Origin of the sequence: Jejuia pallidilutea (assembly GCF_002973595.1) — a bacterium.
Lineage (GTDB): Bacteria > Bacteroidota > Bacteroidia > Flavobacteriales > Flavobacteriaceae > Jejuia > Jejuia pallidilutea.
In genome coordinates this window covers 37,066-58,500 of sequence record NZ_PVEO01000001.1, presented here as the reverse complement: position 1 = coordinate 58,500, position 21,435 = coordinate 37,066, and the positions used below count along the sequence as shown (strand labels likewise).

Sequence of the window (21,435 nt, the reverse complement as noted above, 5' to 3'; positions counted from 1 at the left end):
TCAATCCTTAACGCAAATGTATATTTTTGCACTACAAGTGTACTTTGTAAAAACAATGAATTTTATTTTTTCTAAATGAACCACTTTCAACAAACATTACAAAACCCTGTTTGGCATGCGCTGTGTGAAACACATCAAAATTTTTTGATTGAATATGATGGTGTGAAATTTTATAATCCAGAAATTTGTCCTTTTGGAGCGTTTACCGATGCCTCAAAAACTGCAGAGGCATTAACAGCGTATTCAAAACTAACGGATAATTTTTTTCTAGTTTCAGAAAATGGAATACCAACAGTTAATACCGATACTGTAGCTTTAAACAGAAAAATAGAAGGATGTCAAATGGTTTTAAACCAGTTGATAGAGCAAGAAATAACAGAAACCATAGTACCACTTACCAGCTTTCATAGAGATGAAATTTATAATTTAATATGGCTAGTTATGCCTGGGTACTACAAGAAAAGAACTTTTGAAATGGGCGACTATTTCGGCATTTTTAAAAATAATAAATTAGTTGCCATTTCTGGACAACGCATGCAAACCAACAATTTTATTGAGGTTAGCGGTGTTGTTACGCATCCAGATTATACACGTCGTGGTTTTGCAAAACAACTTATAGCACACACCACAAAAGCAATTTTAAAAGCAAACAAACATCCTATATTGCATACTACAAAAGGTAATCCTGCAATTTTATTATACAAAACATTGGGCTTTCAGCTAACTCGCGATATGAATTGGTGGTATTTTAATAAGCAACAAACTTTAATATAAAATGTAAAAAAGAAACTGCCTGAATAAACTGTGCTTAAAAACACTTTTCAGGCAGTCTCTTAATAATATCATATCGCTTTTAGATACTCCTTTTTTTCAAAGGATTTCCATTACTCTCCCAAAAACGGATAACGATAATCGGTAGGCGTTACAAAGGTTTCTTTAATTAATCGTGGTGATACCCAACGCAATAAATTTTGGGCACTACCAGCTTTGTCGTTAGTCCCAGATGCTCTTGCGCCCCCGAATGGTTGTTGGCCAACAACGGCACCTGTTGGCTTATCATTAATATAAAAATTGCCTGCAGCATTTTGTAGGGTATTAGTAGCTTCGGTAATGGCGTATCTATCTTTGGCTAAAATAGCTCCTGTTAAACCATAATCACTTGTTTCGTCTACAAGTTTTAAAGTTTCAGTGTAAGCCTCGTCTTCATAAACATATATAGTAATTACTGGTCCGAATAGCTCTGTGCACATTGTGGTGTATTTTGGATTGCTAGTTACAATAACGGTTGGCTCAATAAAATAGCCTTTACTTTTATCGTAATTCCCACCAACAATTATTTCTGCATCCGCATCACTTTTAGCTTGGTCTATATATTTCGCCAATTTATCAAAAGAGCCTTCGTGTATTACTGCTGTTATAAAGTTCTCCATATTTTCAGGAGAACCCATTTTAAAGGATTTTACGTCTTCAACAACATAGTTTTTTACTTCGTTCCAAATTCCTTTTGGAATGTAGGCACGCGATGCAGCACTACACTTTTGCCCTTGAAATTCAAAAGCCCCACGCACAATGGCCGTCGCTACTTGTTTTGGGTTGGCTGTTTTATGTGCAACAATAAAATCTTTTCCACCTGTTTCGCCTACAATTCTAGGGTAAGTTTTGTAGTTATGAATATTGTTTCCTATTTGTTTCCAAAGATTTTTAAATACTTCAGTAGAGCCAGTAAAATGTAATCCAGAAAAATCTGGACTTTCTAATATTGTATTGGTAATCATTACAGGGTCACCAAATACAACATTAATTACGCCTGCTGGTACACCAGCCTCTTCAAATACATCCATAATTACTTTTGCAGAATATATTTGGCTATCACTAGGTTTCCAAACTACTACATTACCCATTAAAGCCATGCACGATGGTAGGTTTCCTGCAATTGCAGTAAAATTGAAAGGTGTTACAGCATAGGTAAACCCTTCTAACGGACGATATTCTACACGGTTCCAAGCATCGCTTGTGCTTTCTGGTTGTTCCATGTAAATATCAGCCATGTATTGCACATTAAAACGCAAAAAGTCTATAAGCTCGCAAGCCGAATCAATTTCTGCTTGATGAATGTTTTTAGACTGGGCAATCATTGTGGCGGCATTAATTTTTGCTCTGTAAGGCCCCGCAATTAATTCCGCAGCTTTTAAAAATATTCCTGCTCGTTGTTCCCATGGCATTTGGCTCCAAGTTTTTCTGGCTTCTAAAGCCGTGGCAATAGCATCTTCTACATGCGATTGTTCTGCTACATGGTAAGTGCCAACGGTATGCTTATGGTCATGGGGAGGCGACATAGTTCTGGTATTGCCCGTTACTACATCTTTGCCATTAATATACAAAGGCACATCAATTTTACTGTTAAACATCTCCTTGTAAGCCTTTAGAACAGCATCGCGTTCTGGCGATCCTGGTGCATAAGATTTTACAGGTTCGTTAATTGCAATTGGTACATTAAAAAAGCCTTTTCCCATGATTTGTTCGTTTTTATTATAAATTATGTGTTAATCACAAATTTATAATTATTAAACTACAAAATATCACCTATTACCCTTAAAATCGCGTTAAATTTTATAAAAAAACAATTTTTTTGGTTATAAATTTATCTAGGTTTCATGTGTTTAGTTTTTATTTATTTTTTTTGTAAGTTGGCACTTCCATTAGCTACTTCTAATTTTATGTGTACTGTAACAATTGTTCCAAATGGTGAAACAGATTTTGTTTTAACCTCAAACCGAGATGAAGCACCCAACCGCGCCTCTATTGCTCCAGATTTTTATACTGTTGAAAATACCAAAGTATTGTTTCCTAAAGATCAATTATCTGATGGTACCTGGATAGGTGTAAGCGAAAAACAACGCGTAATTTGTGTGTTAAACGGTGGTTTTAAAATACATGAACGTAAGTCGTCTTACCGGTTAAGTAGAGGTATAATTACTAAACATTTAATGGTTGCTCCTACTATTGTTGCAGCCATAACAACGTATAGTTTTGATGATATTGAGCCTTTTACTATGGTAATAGCCGATTGGAATAACGGTTTAAAGTTTTTTGAATTGGTTTGGGATGGTAACCAAAAACACCTTACAGAATTGCCTTTAGAGCCAAAAATATGGTCGTCTTCCACCTTATACAATCCGTTAATGCGAACAGAACGTGCCAATTGGTTTGAAGACTATAAATCTGATAATAAACTTGATGCAAGTGCGCTTTTAAACTTTCATAAAACCGCAGGAAAAGGGAATCTAGATTATGGTGTTATTATGAACAGGTACCTCGTTAGAACTACCAGTATTACTCAAATTGAAAAAAAAGGAAACTGTGCCAATATGCACTATGAAAATTTATTAAAAGGCCAGCAGGTTTCTAAAACTTTAAAATTCCCAGTAACGGTTAATGGATAATACGGGTATTATTTTAACCATGGCTTACCCTGAAACCGTTGTAATGGTGGCTGACGAATGGTACTCTCCCTATTTAAGATATTTAGGTATTGGAAAAAAGGACTATCTACGTGCGGGTCATGCTGCTTTAGTGCTTATTAATAAAACTACGGGAATTTTAGAGTATCATGATTTTGGACGCTACATTACGCCAGAGCCTACAGGTAGGGTAAGAGGAAAAGATACGGATAATGAATTGGATTTTCCCTTAAAGGCTATTATTGAAGATAACACGATTACAAACCTTAATGAAATTCTAGAATTTTTAGCAACGCATCCTAAACTTACTCACGGTGAAGGGAAATTAATAGCATCGTTATGCAATGCGGTAAATTATAAAAAAGCACGAGCACACATCACAAAAATGCAAAACAGACATTTTATTAGGTATGCTGCATTTATAAAAAATGCTTGTAATTGTGCGCGATTTGTAACAGATGCTTTAATAGCTTCGGTAACAGATGTAGGTATAAAAAAACGTCTCGAAAAATCAAAATGGTTTACACCAAGTACAGTTGGCAATGTAATTTTGGCCGACACAGAAAACTATGTTTACGAGGTTACCGAAGTGGGAGAAATTTCAAGGTTTAAAGGGTCTCAAACTAGTGAAAATATACGATGTTTTTTAGACAGGCTAAAAGACCATGAGGTTAATTTAATAGGAACGCAATTACCAAAACCTGTAGATGGCCTTCATAATAAGGCGCAATGGCTTTCTGGTATTGCCGCTGGTGCTTGGTTCGAGTTGCATAAAACTGGGCATAATGTTCACTACCATTTTAAACGTATTTCTCCTTACGGAAATATTGATGTGCATGATGCTTTTACTGTTGAAGATGATGGGTTTGATTATGATTTAGAGTTTGAATTTATTCACTATTCAAACTGTAAGTTTTTTCATGTTGAACAGCAAGGAAAGATTTTTAGGTTTAATAGAAAGGCACAGTTTTAATGTTTAGTAGCAAGTAACTTTTTTAATGCGCTATGTAAAGTGTGTTTTATATTTTTAGCAGTTAGGTTATTTTTAACAAATTTTTGATTTATCTCTAGTTCCAACCCTAAATAATATTGTGGAAATTCTTTACGTAAAAAGGTGGTAAAGCCGTCTGCTTTTCCTAAATAAGGATAGTTAAAGCGAACGTTCAAATTAGGATGTAGCGCTTTAATTTTTTCTTTAAATGCAATAGCAACTGCTTTTTCTTTTTGCAACCTAGAATCGAACAACAAACCAATATCACAATTTCTAGTTACACCATTTAATTGTGGAGTGAATGAATGTACCGATACATGTAACACAGTTTCTTTTTGGTTTACATAGATGTTAATAGCCTTTTTAACTGCGTTTCTATAAGGTAAATAATAAAGATTAATTAATTTTTCTTTTTCTTCTTTTGAAAATTGCCTAGTGAATTCTGAAAATAGTTGAGGGTGGTGTTGCGATCTGTTTAATTCAATCAATAGCCGGCTTTTGTTGTTATAGAACGCCCAATCTGAAATGGGTTCTAAGGCTTTAAAAACATCAAAAGCGCCTAAATCTATACCTCGGTGGGTTTTTAAAACATTTTCACCAGGCTTAAAATAGTGTTTGTAAAATTCTGGAATTTTATTCCCAGCATGTTCGCAGGTTAAAATTAATTTCAAGGTATAAACATTGTATTGTTGTGTAAACAATTTGCAAGCAAACCATATACAGCTTCTATGTTGCTTTTAGAAACATTATTATTCATAGCCTTTAGTATTCTTGTAGAAAGTGTGCCCTGTTGTAAAATAGTATTTAAAGCGGTGTAATGAGAACTGTCTATGTTTAATTTTGCAATCTCAAACAAGTGCTTCCATACATTTTTAGCAGTGGTTTTTTTATGTATATTGAACACTTTTAAATAATCTAAATTTGATATAACGCTATCCTCCCCGTATTTTATACAGTTGTTTAAAACATCAAAAAGTGTAGTTTCCGTAAACGATTTTTGAACATCTAGGGGGGCGATTTTATGGGTTGCAAGATGCTTAATAACTTCAATAATTAACACACAAATTGCAATATCTGCTTTGGGGCATTCTTGAATGTCTACCAACCTAATTTCAATGGCATTTCTGTCAAAACGAGCAATGGCGCCTCTGGAATTCAAAAATAAATGGTCTAAAACACGCTCCGTATCGTAGGGTTTTATCGCTTTTTTTATAGGCTTAAAAATTACTTTGTTGTAAGCGGCTTTTGTAAATACAGGCTCAGGTATAATCTTTCCCGTAAGTTGTGGTATTTCTTTTTGGTTGGTTTTATAATGCTCCAAACGCGAATCCTTAAATCCTGTTTTTTTTCCTTCTAAAATGGGTGAACTTGCACATAGGGCAGGAATTAATGGCAGTATAATTCTTATGGCGGCGTGTAGTTTTTCAAACTCAGCATCATTGTAAAACGGTAAATTAATGTGTGTGCTTTGTACATTGCTCCATCCGTGGCCTTTGCAGTTAAAAATACGATTATATAGTGCATATACTTCGCTATAGCTGTGTTTCCATAGTTGTGTATCTGTTAAGGGGTTCATGAGCGGATGCGCAGCAGTGGGCAAAAGCTTAGTGTTTAGTGGTTTTAAAAGCGCGTTTATTTCCTGTATATTTTTGTGAAACACATCAGAAAGTTGGTTGATATATTTTGTAGGGCCATTGGTTTTTAGTTCTACTACATGGGCTACCAACTCATTGCTCCAAGCTATTGCTCCATTTTCTACATCCGACGTTAGTACGCCATTTTTTATTTTGAGCAACTCGTCTACAATAGGCGCAACACTTAGGTTTGTTGTGTTTACAAGCATGTATTCTAGCTCTATGCCACACACCTCGAAAAGATGATATTTTTTACCCATGGCTAGTCTAACCTATTTTTAAGAGCATTTAGTATTTTAGAGTAAACCAAATCGCCATAGTGTAAATCTTCTACCCCAAAATCTATATTGGGGTTATCGTTAATTTCAATAACCATAGGTTTTTTGTCAACTATTTTTATATCAATACCTAAAAGTCCTTTGCCTATTAACCTTCCCGATTTTACAGCCATATCCAATACATTCTTTGGTACATCTTCAATAGGAAGGCTGTCTACATTTCCATCTTGGTCGTTTTTGTTTTTAGCTTTCCAGTTATAAATTTGCCAATGGTTTTTAGCCATATAATATTTACAGGCAAAAAAAGGTTCACCATCTATTAGTCCTATGCGCCAATCGAAAGCGGAAGGGCAAAATTCTTGTGCAATAATTAAATCAGAAGATTTTAGCATGGTATTTGCCAGTGCATAAAATTCTTCTTTGGTTTTTGCTTTTTTTACACCAAAAGAAAATGTAGAATCGGGTGCTTTTAGTACACAAGGCAGCCCTGTGTAATGAAGTACATCATCCAAATTGTTTTTATGCACAATACTTGTTTTTGGCGTATTAATATTGGCATTTTGCAATGCTTCGGCCATATACACTTTATTGCAACATTTTAAAATAGCATCAGGATAATCTATAATGGCAATGCCTTCTTGCTGTGCTTTTCGGGCAAAGGCATAAGCTTCGTTGTTAACTTCGGTACTTTGGCGGATAAAAAGTGCGTCAAAAGACGATAAGCGCGTTAAATCTTTTGGATGGATAATTTCCGCATAGATATTCATTTTTTCTGCTATATCCACAAACTTTTTTAAGGCTTTTGGGTTGCTTGGTGGCGCTGGGTCGTTAGGGTTTACCAATATGGCTAAATCAAAATCACTCTTTATTAGTTTTGGAGTATCGTAGCGTTTTTTAGAAAAGTACTCGTTGGCAAATATTTGTACACTCTCTAGGTGGTCGTTAGGAATTTCTAGTTCAGAAATAACTTTAACGCTTTGTACTTGCCATTTTGTGTTAAAACTAAATTTTACCCTAAAAAAAGGTACTTGAAAATGCTTGTAAAATAAGTTACTAAGTTCTTTGTATTTTCGAGCTACATTTTGCCCAAAATATATGCTTAGAACAAACTCTTGCGATTTAATGTTTTTTAAGCTTTTTTGAATAATATCATCAAATTCATCGGATACAATTCTAACAAGTTTTAGGTTTTTTAAATCTACAATATTTTTAACCGTTGGAATTGGTAAATGTTCGCGAGCCTCGGCTAAAAGCGATACATAGTAGCCTTTAGATTGGTAATTGTATTCTTTACACAGGTTGAAAATGCGTGCTTTTTTAAGTAAAGCATACTTTGGGTTTGTTAAATAGTCTTGTGAGGAAATAACAGTGATGTTTTCAACTAAAAAATTCCATTTTTCAGGTTGATTTACAACGATGTATTTTTGCATTAACGTAGCATAGTAGCAAATTAAATTTATTACAAAATTAATGCTTTTTAATATTCAAAACTTTTTTTGGGTGTTTTTTATTTTAATTAAAAAAAACGATAAAATGTAAGGTAACACACTGTGATTCAGAAGGAATATTTGGATAGAATTCTTTAATTTAAAGCAAATGGAGCGCTTAATTTAAAGGTTGGTATAATTACTTGAAATTTTTTTGTAGTAGTAAAGTTTATCATGTTGTAATATCCTTGCATTGCACCAAACGGCGAGGTGAGCAAACACCCAGAAGTGTAGGTGTGGGATTCTCCAGGTATAAGCACTGGTTTTTTACCAATAACCCCTTCGCCTGTTACAGTTTCCACGTTGTTTAAAGCGTCTAAGATTTCCCAATGGCGCGCGTAGAGTTGTACAGAGTCCTTGCTTTGGTTTTCTATGGTTATGGTATAGCCAAAGGCATAATGTATTTTATAGTTTTTATAAAATGAGCCTTCGAAAGTGGTTTCTACCGAAATTTTTATGCCTTTTGTTACTTGTTGAACCATGCTAAGGATTGATATACAATACTTTTTGAACGCTAAAATAACGATTTTAAACTTTAACCTTTAGAAAAAGTGTTAAATACAGATTAATTGGTAATATTAGTCGATGAAACTTCATTAAAACCTATAATTCTATCGTATCTAGCGCCTAAATCGCGATAATAAACCAGTACTTTATAATTGTTTTCGGTTTGCCAAAAATTTCCACTTATACGTCCTTCGTCTAAAGTACCGTCGGCATTTAAAACTACATATTTATAGTTGTAAAATCCTTGTTTTAGTTTAAAATGAGTTTTATAAATTTTGCCTTCTGGATAATATACCATTTTATTGTAATCGTCTAGGGCATAATTGTTATAATTGCCATACACATAAATACGTTCGCCATTCAATAATTCTGGATACGCTAAAGAAAAATGAACTTCAACATAATCTGCCTCTACCGAAACATCCTCTCGGTCTATTGCAGTAATTTTAAACTGCCCATTAATATCAGGATTGTAAGTGTATGGAAGGTTAGCTCTAGACCTGTTGGTAAATAAGTAGCTGTGATATATATCTTCAAGTTTAATAAACTCAACACCCATAGATGCTGCTCTTACATCTTTAGTTTCAAAAAACAGATACTCGTTACCTCCATAAAATGCAGTTTTGTCTACGTAACGATAAATTAATTTATTACCAATGGTGTATTGGGGTTTTATATTTTTTATGGCTGTATTTAAATTTCTGTTTTGAATAATAACAGTGTTAATGGTTTGCAACGGGTTGTTAATTTGGGAATTGGTATTAATCTCTATATCTACAGTTTGCATTTCATCAATAGTCTGCACATTTCTAGAGCGCTTTATACTTATGCCAGGGGTTACAATATCTTCGTAGACCATTAGTTTTCTAGAAAAAACCAATTGGTCATCCCTATCAAAAATAGAGATAAGGTAATTGCCAGAGACCGTTAAAGCTCTTGTTTGTGCATTGGGAATACTAAGGCTATAATGTGAATATAACTGAAACGTATTAAAGGAATTACGATAGTCTTGAATTCTAAAATTATCTACGCCCAATAAAAACTCAGTTCTTACTAAAATAGACTCGGTCCAATCATAATCATAATGTTCAATTTTATAATAAAAATCGGGTTCGTTGGTTACCAAGGCATCAAATTCCAGATAAAATGTTTCGCCTAATTTTATAATAGGAAGCTCACCTAAATCACTATTTTCACTTTTAAAAGTGATAGTTTTTATATAATCGGGAGGATTAACTTCGCTTACCTGGGCTTTTAGGTTAAAACAAAGAAAAAGCACTCCAACAAAGAAAGTGTATTTACAGCGCATGTAATTCATTTTTGTAAATATAATCAAAATTGATGCCTAAAGCTTCGGATAATTTAATACTTATAAATTTCTATTAAATTTTTGTGGTAACTACTTTTTAGTTCGTATTTTTGCACCGATTTTTTTTAGACAACTAATTTCAACAAAGAAAATATGTCAAACGACATTCGCATTAAGAAAGGTCTAGATATTAAGCTTAAAGGTGAAGCAAAAAAAACCACTGATACAGCGGTTTTGAGTAACTTTTTTGTTTTAAGACCAGAAGATTTCCATGGCGTAATTCCTAAATTAATTTCTAAGGTTGGTACCAAAGTAAAAGCGGGAGAACCTGTGTTTTACGATAAATCGAACGAGGACGTAAAGTTTGTTTCTCCAGTTTCTGGCGAAGTCATCGAGATTTCTCGAGGTGCTAAACGTAAAATTTTAGAAATTAAAATTCAAGCTGATAAAGCGCAAACATATCAAGAACATGGTAAGTTTGATGTTGATGCCGCAACGCCAGAAGCGTTAAAAGCACATTTATTAGCAAGCGGTTTATGGCCATTTATAAAGCAAAGACCTTACGATGTTATTGCTAAACCAGATAAAATGCCAAAAGCTATTTTTATCTCTGGTTATGCCAGCGCACCATTGGCGGCCGACTTAGATTATACCTTACAAGGAAAAGAGGCTGAATTACAAGCAGCAGTATCTGCGCTTGGTAAACTAACCGAAGGGCAGGTTCATGTAGGTGTTGGCAAAAATGCCAGCTCACCTTTAGCAGGTTTGTCTGGAATAACACTACATAAAGTGTCTGGTCCGCATCCATCAGGAAACGTTGGTACACTAATTAACAAAATAGACCCTGTAAACAAAGGTGAAACCGTTTGGACGGTTGCTGCACAAGACTTAGTTATTATAGGTGAGTTGTTGTTAACAGGTAAGTTTAATGCTGAACGTATTGTTGCTTTAACGGGATCTGAGGTTAAGTCTCCGCGTTATTTCGTTACCAAATTAGGAAGCGAAGTTGCAACAATGATTTATGACAACGGTGTTGAAAAAGACGCCAATGCTAGAATTATTTCTGGTAACGTACTAAACGGGAAAGAAATTAAGCCAGATGGATATTTAGATTATTACAGTAATGTTATTACTATAATTCCAGAGGGTGATGATTATGAGCTTTTTGGTTGGACAAAGCCTGTTTTTAACAAAATTTCTACATCTAGAGCCTTAACGTTTTCTTGGTTAAACCCTAAAAAAGAGTACGATTTAAATACCAACACAAATGGTGAGCACCGTGCTTTTGTAACAACAGGAACTTACGAGGAAGTATTTCCTTTAGATATATATCCAATGCAGATCTTAAAGGCTTGTATGTACCAAGATTTAGATGAAATGGAAGCCTTAGGTATGTACGAAGTTGCCCCAGAAGATTTTGCATTAACAGAATTTGTATGTGTTTCTAAACAACCACATCAAAAAATAATAAGAGAAGGTTTAGACTTAATGCTTAAAGAGATAGGATAATGGGTTTAAAAGAAAAATTACACAGTTTTAAAGTTAAAAACAAAGATAAAAAATGGTTGCCTGCGTTTTCAGCATTGCATACATTTTTATTTATGCCAAACGAGACCACGCATGGAGGTACTCATATAAAGGCAGCAGATGACTTAAAGCGTACCATGAATACCGTGATTTTGGCTTTAGTGCCATGTTTAATTTTCGGGATGTTCAATGCAGGGTACCAACATTATTTAGCCCTAGGTGAAATTGAATCGGCTAAAGGGTTTTTAGGTGCTTCGTTTTGGACAATAGACAATTTAATGGTAGGCATATGGCAAGTATTACCTCTAGTAGTGGTATCCTACGGTGTAGGTTTAGCTGTAGAGTTTATATTCGCCATTATAAAAGGACACGAAGTAGAAGAAGGATATTTGGTAACAGGAATGTTGGTGCCACTTATTGTACCTGTAGATATTCCATTGTGGATGTTGGCAGTTGCAGTAGTATTTGGTGTTGTAATAGGCAAAGAAGTATTTGGGGGTACAGGAATGAATATTCTAAACCCAGCATTAACCATAAGAGCATTTTTATTCTTCGCCTATCCTACTTGGATGTCTGGAGATAAAGTTTGGGTACATGGTGCTGTAGAAAGAGACCAAATGATTGCTGAAGGCGCTAATCTAGACGCTATTTCTGGTGAAACTATTTTAGGTTCTTATGCACAAAACAACTCAGTGGTTTACGATTATTGGGATATGTTTTGGGGGTTAATTCCAGGATCAGTTGGAGAAACTTCAAAATTTTTAATCATCATTGGAGCACTATTTCTAATATTTTCAAAAGTTGGAAGTTGGAGAATTATCATCTCAACATTAATAGGTGCTTTGGTTATGGGCTTAATATTTAACGGCGTTGTTGATGCTGGATGGATAGGGGAATCAAGTAAATTCTATGGGTTAATGAGTGTTCCCTTCTGGCAACATTTAATTATTGGTAGTATTTTATTTGGAGCAGTGTATATGGCTACAGATCCTGTAACAGCTTCGCAAACCAATAAAGGAAAATGGATATATGGTTTCTTAATAGGATTTATTTCTATTATGATTCGTGTATTTAATCCAGCATACCCAGAGGGTGTATTTTTAGCAATTCTTTTAATGAATGTATTTGCACCAACTATAGATCATTACGTAGTACAAGGTAATGTGAAAAAACGAATGAAACGTCTAAAAGTTAAAACAGCTTAGTTATGGCAATGGATACAGACAAAAATTCATACACAATATTGTTCGCTATCGGCATGGTTGTGGTTGTTGGTGCTTTATTGGCATTTACCGCCTCATCATTAAAGCCTACAATTACAGAGAACGAGCGTATAGAGAAACAGCAAAATATTCTTTATGCAATGGGAATAAACGAGAATGATGAGAGTAGTGCAAATTTTGTGGCTACAACACAAGCTCCAGAACTATTTACCGAAAAGGTTTCTGAACAATTGGTTTTAGAGTCCAAAGATGGTGAAATTATAAGCCAAATGACACGTAAAGAGTTTATGGATGCCAATAATGGAAAAGAGCCTTACTTGATAAATATTAAAAAACAAAAGAGTAATGCAAAAAGTGGAGGCGTACGTAAATTACCTTTATTTATAGGCAATAATAAAGAAGGTAAAAAAGTTTATGTAGCACCAATTTATGGAAAAGGTTTATGGGATGCTATTTGGGGCTATGTAGCCGTAGATGAAAATATGGTAGTGCAAGGTGCTTATTTTGATCACAAAGGAGAAACCCCTGGGCTAGGAGCCAATATAAAGCAACGTTATTTTATGGATGATTTTATTGGCGAACATTTACTTGGAGAGTCTGGTGCTTTTAAAGGTATTACAGTTGCCAAAGGAAATGCAGATCCTAAAAACGAAGATAAAACTGATAACGAGGTTGATGCCATTGCTGGAGCAACCATCACAGGAGATGGCGTTACAGCTATGATAAAGAGCGATTTAAAGTTGTATAAACCTTATTTCGATAGTTTAAAATCTCAAAAAAATTAAATTGATTATGGGACTTTTATCAAAAAAAGACACAAAGTTAATCACAGACCCTTTAGCGGATAATAACCCAATTACTATCCAAGTATTAGGTATTTGTTCAGCTTTGGCAATTACTGCAGAATTAAAGGCATCAATAGTTATGTCTATATCTGTACTGTTTGTTTTAGGTGTAGGAAACGTAGTTATTTCCTTAATGAGAAATATTATTCCTTCTAAAATAAGAATTATTGTTCAGTTAGTGGTAGTAGCTGCTCTGGTAATTATTGTAGATCAAGTTTTAAAGGCATTTGCTTACGAGTTGAGTAAAACACTTTCAGTATTCGTCGGATTAATTATTACAAACTGTATTATCATGGGACGTTTCGAGGCCTTTGCTTTAGGAAACGGTCCTTGGCGTTCTTTTCTAGACGGTATAGGTAATGCAGCAGGTTATGGAGCCATCCTAATTATTGTTGGTTTCTTTAGAGAATTATTAGGTTCTGGCACATTACTAGGATTTAAAGTTTTAGGAGATCCAATTGAAAAAACAGGATTGTATGCTATAGGTTACGAGAACAATGGTTTTATGTTACTATCGCCAATGGCACTAATTGTTGTGGGTATTATTATTTGGGTACAACGTACTAAAAATAAAGCATTAATAGAAGACTAATCAGTATACAGTTTATGTAACAACTAGCAGTACTTAGCTGTGAATTGTGACTGAGGCTGAAAACTTAAAAAAATGGAACACGTAGAATTATTTTTTAAATCGATATTTATAGATAACATGGTATTTGCAACGTTCTTAGGAATGTGCTCTTACCTTGCGGTATCTAAAAAAGTAAGTACAGCGGTTGGTTTAGGAGCTGCGGTAATTTTTGTATTGGCTATTACAGTGCCTTTAAACTGGTTGTTAGACCAATATTTATTACAACCAGGAGCATTATCGTGGCTAGGTGCAGAGTATGCAGATTACGATTTAAGTTTCTTATCATTTATCATGTTTATTGCAACTATTGCAACAATGGTACAATTGGTAGAAATAGTGGTTGAAAAGTTTTCACCATCTTTGTATAACTCACTTGGTATTTTCTTGCCACTAATTGCTGTAAACTGTGCAATTTTAGGAGGATCTTTATTTATGCAATCGCGTGAGATACAAACGTTTGGTTTGGCATTTAATTACGGTGTAGCTTCGGGTATTGGATGGTTTTTAGCCATTTTAGCCATAGCTGCAATTCGCGAAAAAATTAGATATTCAAATGTACCACCAGCCTTAAGAGGATTAGGTATTACGTTTATTATTACAGGCTTAATGGCCATAGGTTTTATGAGTTTTGGAGGTATGCTAACTGGAGGAGACGAAGAGGCTCCAAAAGAAGAGAAAACTGCAAAAGTACAAGAGTCTGTTGAGGATTCTAATAAAGATAAAGTAGCTAACAACATAAAATTAAATGAGTAATATGATATTAGCAGCCGGTACAGTAGGAACAATAGTAGCAACAGTTTCAGCTTTTTTAGTTATTACATTGTTGTTAGTCGCTTTACTATTGGTAGTAAAACAAAAATTATCACCATCAGGTCCTGTAAAAATTACGATTAATGGTGAGAAAGAAATCGAGGTAGCATCAGGTGGTACTTTATTATCTACGCTTGGATCAAATAAAATATTTTTGCCATCGGCTTGTGGTGGTGGCGGTACATGTATTCAATGCGAGTGCCATGTATTAGAAGGTGGTGGAGAGGCATTGCCTACAGAAACACCACATTTTTCTAGAAAAGAGCTACAAGAAGGTGCACGTTTAGCTTGCCAAGTTAAAGTAAAGCAAGACATGAACATTACCATTCCAGAAGAGGTGTTTGGTATTAAAAAATGGGAAGCTACCGTTGTGCGTAACTATAACGTAGCATCATTTATTAAAGAGTTTGTAGTTGAAATTCCTGAGGATATGGGGTACAAAGCTGGTGGATATATTCAAATTGAAATTCCTCCATGCGAAATTAAATATTCTGATATTGATATTACAGCGCATCCCGAAGAACACGAAACACCAGACAAGTTTCAAGCAGAGTGGGATAAGTTTGGTCTTTGGCCATTAGTAATGAAAAATACAGAAACAGTTGAGAGAGCTTATTCTATGGCTTCTTACCCAGCTGAAGGACGGGAAATTATGTTAAATGTTCGTATTGCAACTCCACCATGGGATCGTTCTAAAAATGGTTGGATGGATGTAAATCCAGGAGTGGCATCATCTTACATATTCGCGCAAAAGCCAGGAGACAAAGTTACTATTTCTGGGCCTTATGGTGAATTCTTCATCAATGAGTCTGAAAGTGAAATGTTATACGTTGGTGGCGGTGCAGGTATGGCACCAATGCGCTCGCATTTATACCACTTGTTTAAAACAGTAAAAACTGGAAGAAAAGTAACCTATTGGTACGGTGGTCGTTCTAAAAGAGAACTATTCTATATAGATCACTTTAAATCTTTAGAAAAGGACTTTCCTAATTTTAAATTCTACATGGCACTCTCTGAGCCTTTAGAAGAAGATAATTGGAAGGTTAAAAAAGATATTAATGACGAAGAAGGTGATGGTTTTGTTGGGTTTATTCATAACTGTGTGATTGATAATTATTTGAATCACCATGAAGCTCCTGAAGATATTGAACTATACTTCTGTGGGCCTCCATTAATGAACAAAGCGGTTCAAAAAATGGGAGAGGATTTTGGTATCCCTGATGAACATATACGTTTTGATGACTTTGGAGGTTAATCCATAATCGTCATTTAATAAAACATAAAAAAACCAACTCAATTAGGAGTTGGTTTTTTTTATAAAGTATTTTATAAAGAATTATACCAAGGTTTGTATCGTTTTCTTAGTATTACCCTTAAATAACTTAGTATAGTCCATAACATTTTCAACCCCATCTAATTCACACAAATAAGCAATTACAGCAGAAAGCCCGTTAAATAAAACATCTTTGTTGGTGGGGTGCTCTGGTTTGCTGTTATTATAGTGTAATGGCAACTGAAAACCACATGCGGTTAAAAAAATATGCTCGATTTTTAAAAGTTCTAAAGGCGAATAGCCATTAAATTGTCGCCCTAAGCTTTGGTGTACTTTTCCAATATAATTTAGTTTTAGTGAGCCGTGTGCGTCTGATAAATGCTTCCAGCTATCAGTATTATCTAGAATATTCCCAACTGCACATTGTTGGCAGCATTCTGGGTTTAGTGTATTATTGTGAAATGCTGTGTATAGCTTACTAATAGCCAATTCTAAACGTTTTGAAGTTTTCATATCCTAATTTTTTACTTCAAATTACTAAAAATTTCGTTTTTATAGGTAAAATTAATCTTAAATTTTAGCTTAAGAAATACGAAGTTACTAATGGTAGCGTTTGTAGACTATGAAAAAACTTTTAGTTTTTGTAGGTATAGCTTTTATTACAGCTATATTATTTTATCAATTTAAACCTATTGAGTACGCTAAATCTACATTAATTCCCACAGCGTATACCGCTAGTTATATTAATAAAGATGGTCTTACCATTAAAAACAGGGTAAATGCTCCTAAAGGTTACAAACGTGTACCTTATACTGCTGGTTCCTTTCAAGCGTATCTTAGAAATTATAAGCTAAAACCATTTGGAACAAAAATCATAAATTATGATGATACCGAATATTTTTGGCAACGGGGACATATTGGTGTTTTAGATATTCCTGTGCCTAAAAACGGATTACAACAATGCGCCGATGCCTTAATTAGAATACGAAGTGAGTATTTATGGGACAATAATAGGAAGGGCGAAATAGGTTTCAATTTTACAAGTGGTCACTATTTTTCTTGGGAAAAATATGCTGAAGGATACAGACCAAAAATTAAAGACAATAGTGTTTCGTTTCACAAAACAGCTTATAAAAACCATTCAAAAGACAACTTTTATAAATACTTGAATATAATTTACATGTATTCTGGTACTTTATCTCTTTACAACGAACTTCCAAAAATTAATAATTCAAAAGATTTAAAAATTGGCGATATGTTAATAAAAGGTGGGGCTCCGGGACATATTGTAATGATTTGTGACGAAGCCATAAATGCAAGTGGCGATAAAATATATTTGCTCTTTCAAGGAAACACACCAGCACAAAGTGTGCATTTAGTAAAAAATTTAGAAGATACTACACAATCGCCATGGTATCATTTAGAAAAAGATGCTGTTATTCCAGTATCAAACTATACCTTTTACAACTCTAAATTTGTTAGCTTTAAGTAGTGTTTTATGTGTTTCGTTTTTTTAAAATAAAATAAGCTGCAATAATAATTAGCATGCCAATTATAAAGAACCATGCCATGTCCATTGAAGATTTTAAGTGTATAGGAGTGGTATCTCCAATAAGAACTAATCCAGCCCAATATTGAGGGTGGAGAGTTCTACCGTTGGCTTTATTAATATAACTTAGCTTTGCTTGTTGTAGTGCTTTGTCTTTTGGTAATCCTTTTTTTATGTTTTGATAAAAGAATTTAATGATTTCTGAACTCGATTTTTCATCAATTTCCCAGAGGCTTGTTAAAATACTTTCGCTACCGGCATAATTAAACGCATGGGCAAGAGAAATCATGCCTTCTCCAGACTGGTAAGTGGGTTTTCCTGTTTCGCAAGCTGTTAAAATAGCTAAGTTAGAATTTAAACTCTCGTTATAAATCTCGTAAGTGTATAACGAATTGTCTTCATTCTCATTGGTTTTAGCAAAAATTAAACGGGATAATTCTGGAGTTATATTGTTAGATTCGGCGTGGGTGCCTATATGTATTATTTTATGTTCGTTAGCTTCGTTTTTAAATATTGTTTTTGATGCATTTTCATTAATAAAATGATCACCATTAAAAACTCTTGAATATTCTTTAACCAAATCTACACTAAACGGCTGTGGTAATAGGTTTAAATAGGTTTTATCAATAGAAAGGGAATCGGTTATAGTAATGCTGTAATGCTGTTTCATGTCTGCATTAAACTCTGGGGCAAAAGCTACAAAATCTTTATTGTAGCCTATTGTTTTTTGGTCTTTTGCAAGAAGCAATAAACTGTAATTGTAAGAAATAATGTGTTTTGATAATAGGCTGTTTGTAGATAATTCATCAAATGTAGTTATCGGTTTAGGCGTAATACTTTCAATGCTAAGATTAAATAAGCCACGGTCTGGAATTATTATAATTTTTTCAGTAGTTATGTTATTTTCTAAAGGTTTCCATAACTGTTGGTATAAAGCAAAAAGACTTTTACTTGTAGCCTTAACATTATTGTCGTTATTTGATACTTGTGTTATGTAAGCATCTAGATTATTGGTTTTTAATTTAGTAATGGTTTTTTTTCTATCAGAAGAAAGTACAAAACCGTACAGGTTGTTTTCAATAAACAAATACCGTATTACCGTAGTATTTTTAGGTAAGTGCTTATAAATATCAGCGAAAGGCTTTTCTATGGTTGCATAGCGCATTTTATAATATTTTGGGTAATGCGTTTTTAAGGTGTCTAAAAATGTATGCCATATATTGGTGTTTGTTACAAGTGCATCAAGATTTTCTTTTTTTGTGGTTAATGTTTGCTTTATTTCTTTTTCTCTTTTTGAAATATGACTGGGAATACCAGAGAATGAGATATTAGGATTTGTATTTAACCTAGCCCTTATTCTATTGTACAAGGCAGATTCATGCAAGCTAATAGTTTTTTCTAAATAGCTAGTATTGTTAGTGATATGGTATAATTCTAGATTTATTTTTTTAGCAAAATTAAAAACCTTAGTGTTGTTTTCTATTAGGGCATTTATATCATTAAAAGCAGTAATTGTAATTTTTTTCTCCTCAAGTGCTTTAATGGCATTGTTTATTAGAGGTAAAAGTTGTTTTAAAAACAAGCTATCCTTTTTTTGTGCTCTTTGGTATTTAGATTGAGCATTTAAAATATAAATTTCTGCCTTATCTTCTTCAAAATACAGCCTATCTACAGTTTCTTTTGAAGCCTTTTCGTTATAAAGCTTTATACTTTTTTCGCTCCATATTTCACTCTCATTATACATCCCTAAATTATAATATACTTTGGCGAGTGTTAGCATTAGCGCATTTGTAAAATAATCGTTTTCGCCTTTAGCTTTATAAAAGTAATTGTAAGTGCTTTTAGCTGTTTTAATGGCTTTATCTTTTTCGCCTATTTCAGAGTAGGCGATAGCCAAATTCATAGTGTTATAAAGCTTATTTGGATCGAAAGCGTTTGGGTTGGATTTTTTATAATTAAGGTTGCTTAACTCCCTAAATTCTAGTGCTTCTTTAAAAGCTTCCATCATGTAATAAACATTAGCATACTCATTGTATAAAAATGCTTTAAGCTGAAAATTATCACCAGGTATTTTCGCTAAAGTTTTGTTGGCAATATCTAAATACTTTAAAGCTGTTTTAAATTCTCTTTTTTGGGTTTTTACTTCGGCATGAGTTAAAGCAGCCATAAAATATTCTTGAGAATTTTCTGGAAAGTTACTTTTTGTATAATCAAGAGCTAGTTTGGTAATAAAGTCTGATTTTTCAAAATCACCTAAATCGAAGTAAAGCCCATTAAGGTTGTTGTATGCAATGGTAAGGTTTCTTTTTACTCGGTTTTCTAAGGGGTGATGTTGAGTTTTATCAAGAAATGCTTTAGACAATTGGATTGAAGATTGAATAAGGGGTTTAGCTTCTGAAGGTTGGCCTTGATTTAATTTTATAACAGACATATTGCCCTTTATTGCAGCGGGTAAATACAAACTATTTTCTTCATTCTGCTCTAGCTTAGGTATGTGTTTTAATGCTTTGTTAAAGTAATAAAATGCACTGTCTTGTTTTGATGTAAAGTACATAAGTGCCCCAAATAAATTATAAACTCTAGCTGTTATTTTGAATTCTGAATTAGGATTTTTACGTAATATACTATCTGCACTTCTTACATGTTTTTCTAGAACATCTATTTGTCCCAATTTCATAGCATAATCGGCCAAATAATAAGCACTCTCTATTAGGTATAATGTATTTTTAGTTTGTTGTGCATAGGCTTTTGCTTTATTAGCATGCTTGTACGCTTTGGGTAGTTCGCCAATATCTAAACATAGTTTTGAATATTCTATGTTTGCTAGGTATAGCGTTTCTGCATCCAAAGTGTTGCTCTCAATAAAATCTACTAATAGCTTGCCTTTTTGCGCAGCTTCGTTAAAAGCATTGTTTAGAATATGAATTTTGCCTAGAGGGAAAATATAGTGCACTAGTACGCTACATTTTTTAGTTTCTTTTAATTTTTCTATGTCAGATTTTATAAGTGCGTTAGCTTCTTGAAGGGCATCTTGTTTAATTAGTGTATTAATTGTTTTAATATTGGGATGAATATTGCTTTGTGCCAGTAAATTGTTCACACAAAATATAAGAGCGATTATAATTAACCTATAATTTTTTGGCACGTTAGGCATGTGTTGTAGTATTTATTATTTTAATTTAGAGAGTAGCTCTTTACCCAAGTCTTTATTGCTAATGTTTAAATTTTTTTTCGCAAGCTCTAAATTACCTTCTTTTAAATAGGCTAAACCCAAGTAATAATATGCATCGTCTATTAACGCAAAATCTTTTTTTGTTTGTATGGTGCGTTCTAAAAACGGTATTGCCTCTGCTTCTTTTCTTATAGCTAAATGCGCAACACCTAAAAAATAATTTAAGGTATCGTTCTCAGGTTTTTGTTCGGCTAGTGTTTCCCATTTCGAAATGGCAATATCATAATCGCCATATTTGTAGTTTACCATGGCATCATAAAAAATAAAATTAGCTGTATTGCCCATGGTGGTTGGCAGTCCGGGGTCTGGTTTAAAATAATTAGCATATAGTTTTTCGTTTTTTGGTGTACTAAAAAACCAAATACTACCTACAGCTATAATTATGGCCGCCGCCGCAGCAATTCTACTATACCTTAAATAACGCACCTTTTGTTTTGGCGAAGGCTCTGTTTTTATCTGTTTTGGAACATCTTTGTGGAATTCGTTTAGCTGTTCTTTTAAAGATTGCGTTTCTATACCAAAAAGCATGGTGCGCACATCTTCTACTTGGGCTTTAAAATCGTCGTCAATGTCTAAAAGTCTATTAAAATCTTTTAGTTCTTGAGTGTTTAAAGTGCCGTTGAGATAACGTTCAATGGTTTCTAATAACTCTTCTGATATGTTGTTGCTATCTTTCAA

General features: G+C 33.8%; 19 protein-coding genes. 10 read left to right on the top strand and 9 right to left on the bottom strand.

The annotated features are described in order from the left end of the window. Nucleotides 1-75 precede the first annotated feature (75 nt). Nucleotides 76-774, top strand: coding sequence for a GNAT family N-acetyltransferase (locus CLV33_RS00290; RefSeq protein ID WP_105472227.1), 699 nt, complete (start codon nt 76-78; stop codon nt 772-774). Between the two features lie 110 nt (nt 775-884). Here the strand turns inward: CLV33_RS00290 and pruA are convergent, their stop codons facing one another. Next, nucleotides 885-2,513, bottom strand: a complete 1,629-nt coding sequence (gene pruA, locus CLV33_RS00285; RefSeq protein WP_105472226.1) for an L-glutamate gamma-semialdehyde dehydrogenase — start codon at nt 2,511-2,513, stop codon at nt 885-887. 204 nt (nt 2,514-2,717) lie between these two features. On the opposite strand from pruA, the gene CLV33_RS00280 reads away from it, so the two are divergent. Together CLV33_RS00280 and CLV33_RS00275 are read left to right on the top strand one after the other, a co-directional pair. Next, nucleotides 2,718-3,443, top strand: coding sequence for an NRDE family protein (locus CLV33_RS00280; RefSeq protein WP_105472721.1), 726 nt, complete (start codon nt 2,718-2,720; stop codon nt 3,441-3,443). Further along, on the top strand, nt 3,436-4,434 hold the full coding sequence (locus tag CLV33_RS00275) for a DUF6695 family protein (protein ID WP_105472225.1): 999 nt from the start codon (nt 3,436-3,438) through the stop codon (nt 4,432-4,434). The genes CLV33_RS00280 and CLV33_RS00275 overlap by 8 nt, the downstream gene beginning before the upstream one ends. Here the strand turns inward: CLV33_RS00275 and CLV33_RS00270 are convergent. The 5 genes from CLV33_RS00270 to CLV33_RS00250 form a co-directional block, all read right to left on the bottom strand. Then, entirely contained in the window at nt 4,431-5,123 is a 693-nt protein-coding gene (locus CLV33_RS00270) for an N-formylglutamate amidohydrolase (protein WP_105472720.1), read from the bottom strand. The genes CLV33_RS00275 and CLV33_RS00270 overlap by 4 nt on opposite strands. After that, nucleotides 5,120-6,346: a glutamate-cysteine ligase family protein gene (locus CLV33_RS00265; protein WP_105472224.1), complete on the bottom strand. Its 1,227-nt coding sequence runs from the start codon at nt 6,344-6,346 to the stop codon at nt 5,120-5,122. The genes CLV33_RS00270 and CLV33_RS00265 overlap by 4 nt, the downstream gene beginning before the upstream one ends. 2 nt (nt 6,347-6,348) lie before the next feature. Continuing rightward, nucleotides 6,349-7,794 (bottom strand): RimK family protein, encoded by a 1,446-nt coding sequence (locus CLV33_RS00260; protein WP_105472223.1) that lies wholly within the window; start codon nt 7,792-7,794, stop codon nt 6,349-6,351. 152 nt (nt 7,795-7,946) lie between these two features. Further along, a complete protein-coding gene (gene apaG / locus CLV33_RS00255) occupies nt 7,947-8,333 on the bottom strand; it encodes a Co2+/Mg2+ efflux protein ApaG (RefSeq protein WP_042244908.1) in 387 nt (128 codons plus the stop codon). Between the two features lie 83 nt (nt 8,334-8,416). Continuing rightward, nucleotides 8,417-9,667 (bottom strand): type IX secretion system plug protein, encoded by a 1,251-nt coding sequence (locus CLV33_RS00250; protein ID WP_105472719.1) that lies wholly within the window; start codon nt 9,665-9,667, stop codon nt 8,417-8,419. A 153-nt stretch (nt 9,668-9,820) separates the two neighbouring features. On the opposite strand from CLV33_RS00250, the gene CLV33_RS00245 reads away from it, so the two are divergent. The 6 genes from CLV33_RS00245 (at nt 9,821) to nqrF (ending at nt 15,958) form a co-directional block, all read left to right on the top strand. Continuing rightward, the gene (locus tag CLV33_RS00245) at nt 9,821-11,176 is read left to right on the top strand and encodes a Na(+)-translocating NADH-quinone reductase subunit A (protein ID WP_042244905.1); all 1,356 of its coding nucleotides are present in this window, start codon (nt 9,821-9,823) and stop codon (nt 11,174-11,176) included. Further along, nucleotides 11,176-12,399 carry an NADH:ubiquinone reductase (Na(+)-transporting) subunit B gene (locus CLV33_RS00240; protein WP_105472222.1) on the top strand — a complete coding sequence of 408 codons (1,224 nt, stop codon included), beginning with the start codon at nt 11,176-11,178 and terminating at the stop codon, nt 12,397-12,399. Before CLV33_RS00245 ends, CLV33_RS00240 begins: the two co-directional genes overlap by 1 nt. A 2-nt stretch (nt 12,400-12,401) precedes the next feature. Continuing rightward, nucleotides 12,402-13,202 (top strand): Na(+)-translocating NADH-quinone reductase subunit C, encoded by an 801-nt coding sequence (locus CLV33_RS00235; protein WP_042244900.1) that lies wholly within the window; start codon nt 12,402-12,404, stop codon nt 13,200-13,202. Between the two features lie 7 nt (nt 13,203-13,209). Then, a complete protein-coding gene (locus CLV33_RS00230; RefSeq protein ID WP_042244897.1) occupies nt 13,210-13,854 on the top strand; it encodes an NADH:ubiquinone reductase (Na(+)-transporting) subunit D in 645 nt (214 codons plus the stop codon). Nucleotides 13,855-13,926: 72 nt separating this feature from the next. After that, nucleotides 13,927-14,646, top strand: coding sequence for an NADH:ubiquinone reductase (Na(+)-transporting) subunit E (nqrE, locus tag CLV33_RS00225; protein WP_042244893.1), 720 nt, complete (start codon nt 13,927-13,929; stop codon nt 14,644-14,646). Nucleotide 14,647: 1 nt separating this feature from the next. Further along, on the top strand, nt 14,648-15,958 hold the full coding sequence (gene nqrF, locus CLV33_RS00220) for an NADH:ubiquinone reductase (Na(+)-transporting) subunit F (RefSeq protein WP_105472718.1): 1,311 nt from the start codon (nt 14,648-14,650) through the stop codon (nt 15,956-15,958). An 81-nt stretch (nt 15,959-16,039) separates the two neighbouring features. Here nqrF and CLV33_RS00215 read toward each other — a convergent pair whose 3' ends face one another. Then, nucleotides 16,040-16,489, bottom strand: coding sequence for a Na(+)-translocating NADH-quinone reductase subunit F (locus CLV33_RS00215; protein ID WP_105472221.1), 450 nt, complete (start codon nt 16,487-16,489; stop codon nt 16,040-16,042). A gap of 109 nt (nt 16,490-16,598) precedes the next feature. On the opposite strand from CLV33_RS00215, the gene CLV33_RS00210 reads away from it, so the two are divergent. After that, nucleotides 16,599-17,468 (top strand): DUF4846 domain-containing protein, encoded by an 870-nt coding sequence (locus CLV33_RS00210; RefSeq protein WP_105472220.1) that lies wholly within the window; start codon nt 16,599-16,601, stop codon nt 17,466-17,468. 4 nt (nt 17,469-17,472) lie between these two features. Here the strand turns inward: CLV33_RS00210 and CLV33_RS00205 are convergent, their stop codons facing one another. Both CLV33_RS00205 and CLV33_RS00200 read right to left on the bottom strand, forming a co-directional pair. Further along, nucleotides 17,473-20,625 (bottom strand): CHAT domain-containing protein, encoded by a 3,153-nt coding sequence (locus tag CLV33_RS00205; RefSeq protein ID WP_170063948.1) that lies wholly within the window; start codon nt 20,623-20,625, stop codon nt 17,473-17,475. Between the two features lie 69 nt (nt 20,626-20,694). Beyond that, entirely contained in the window at nt 20,695-21,435 is a 741-nt protein-coding gene (locus CLV33_RS00200; protein ID WP_105472218.1) for a tetratricopeptide repeat protein, read from the bottom strand.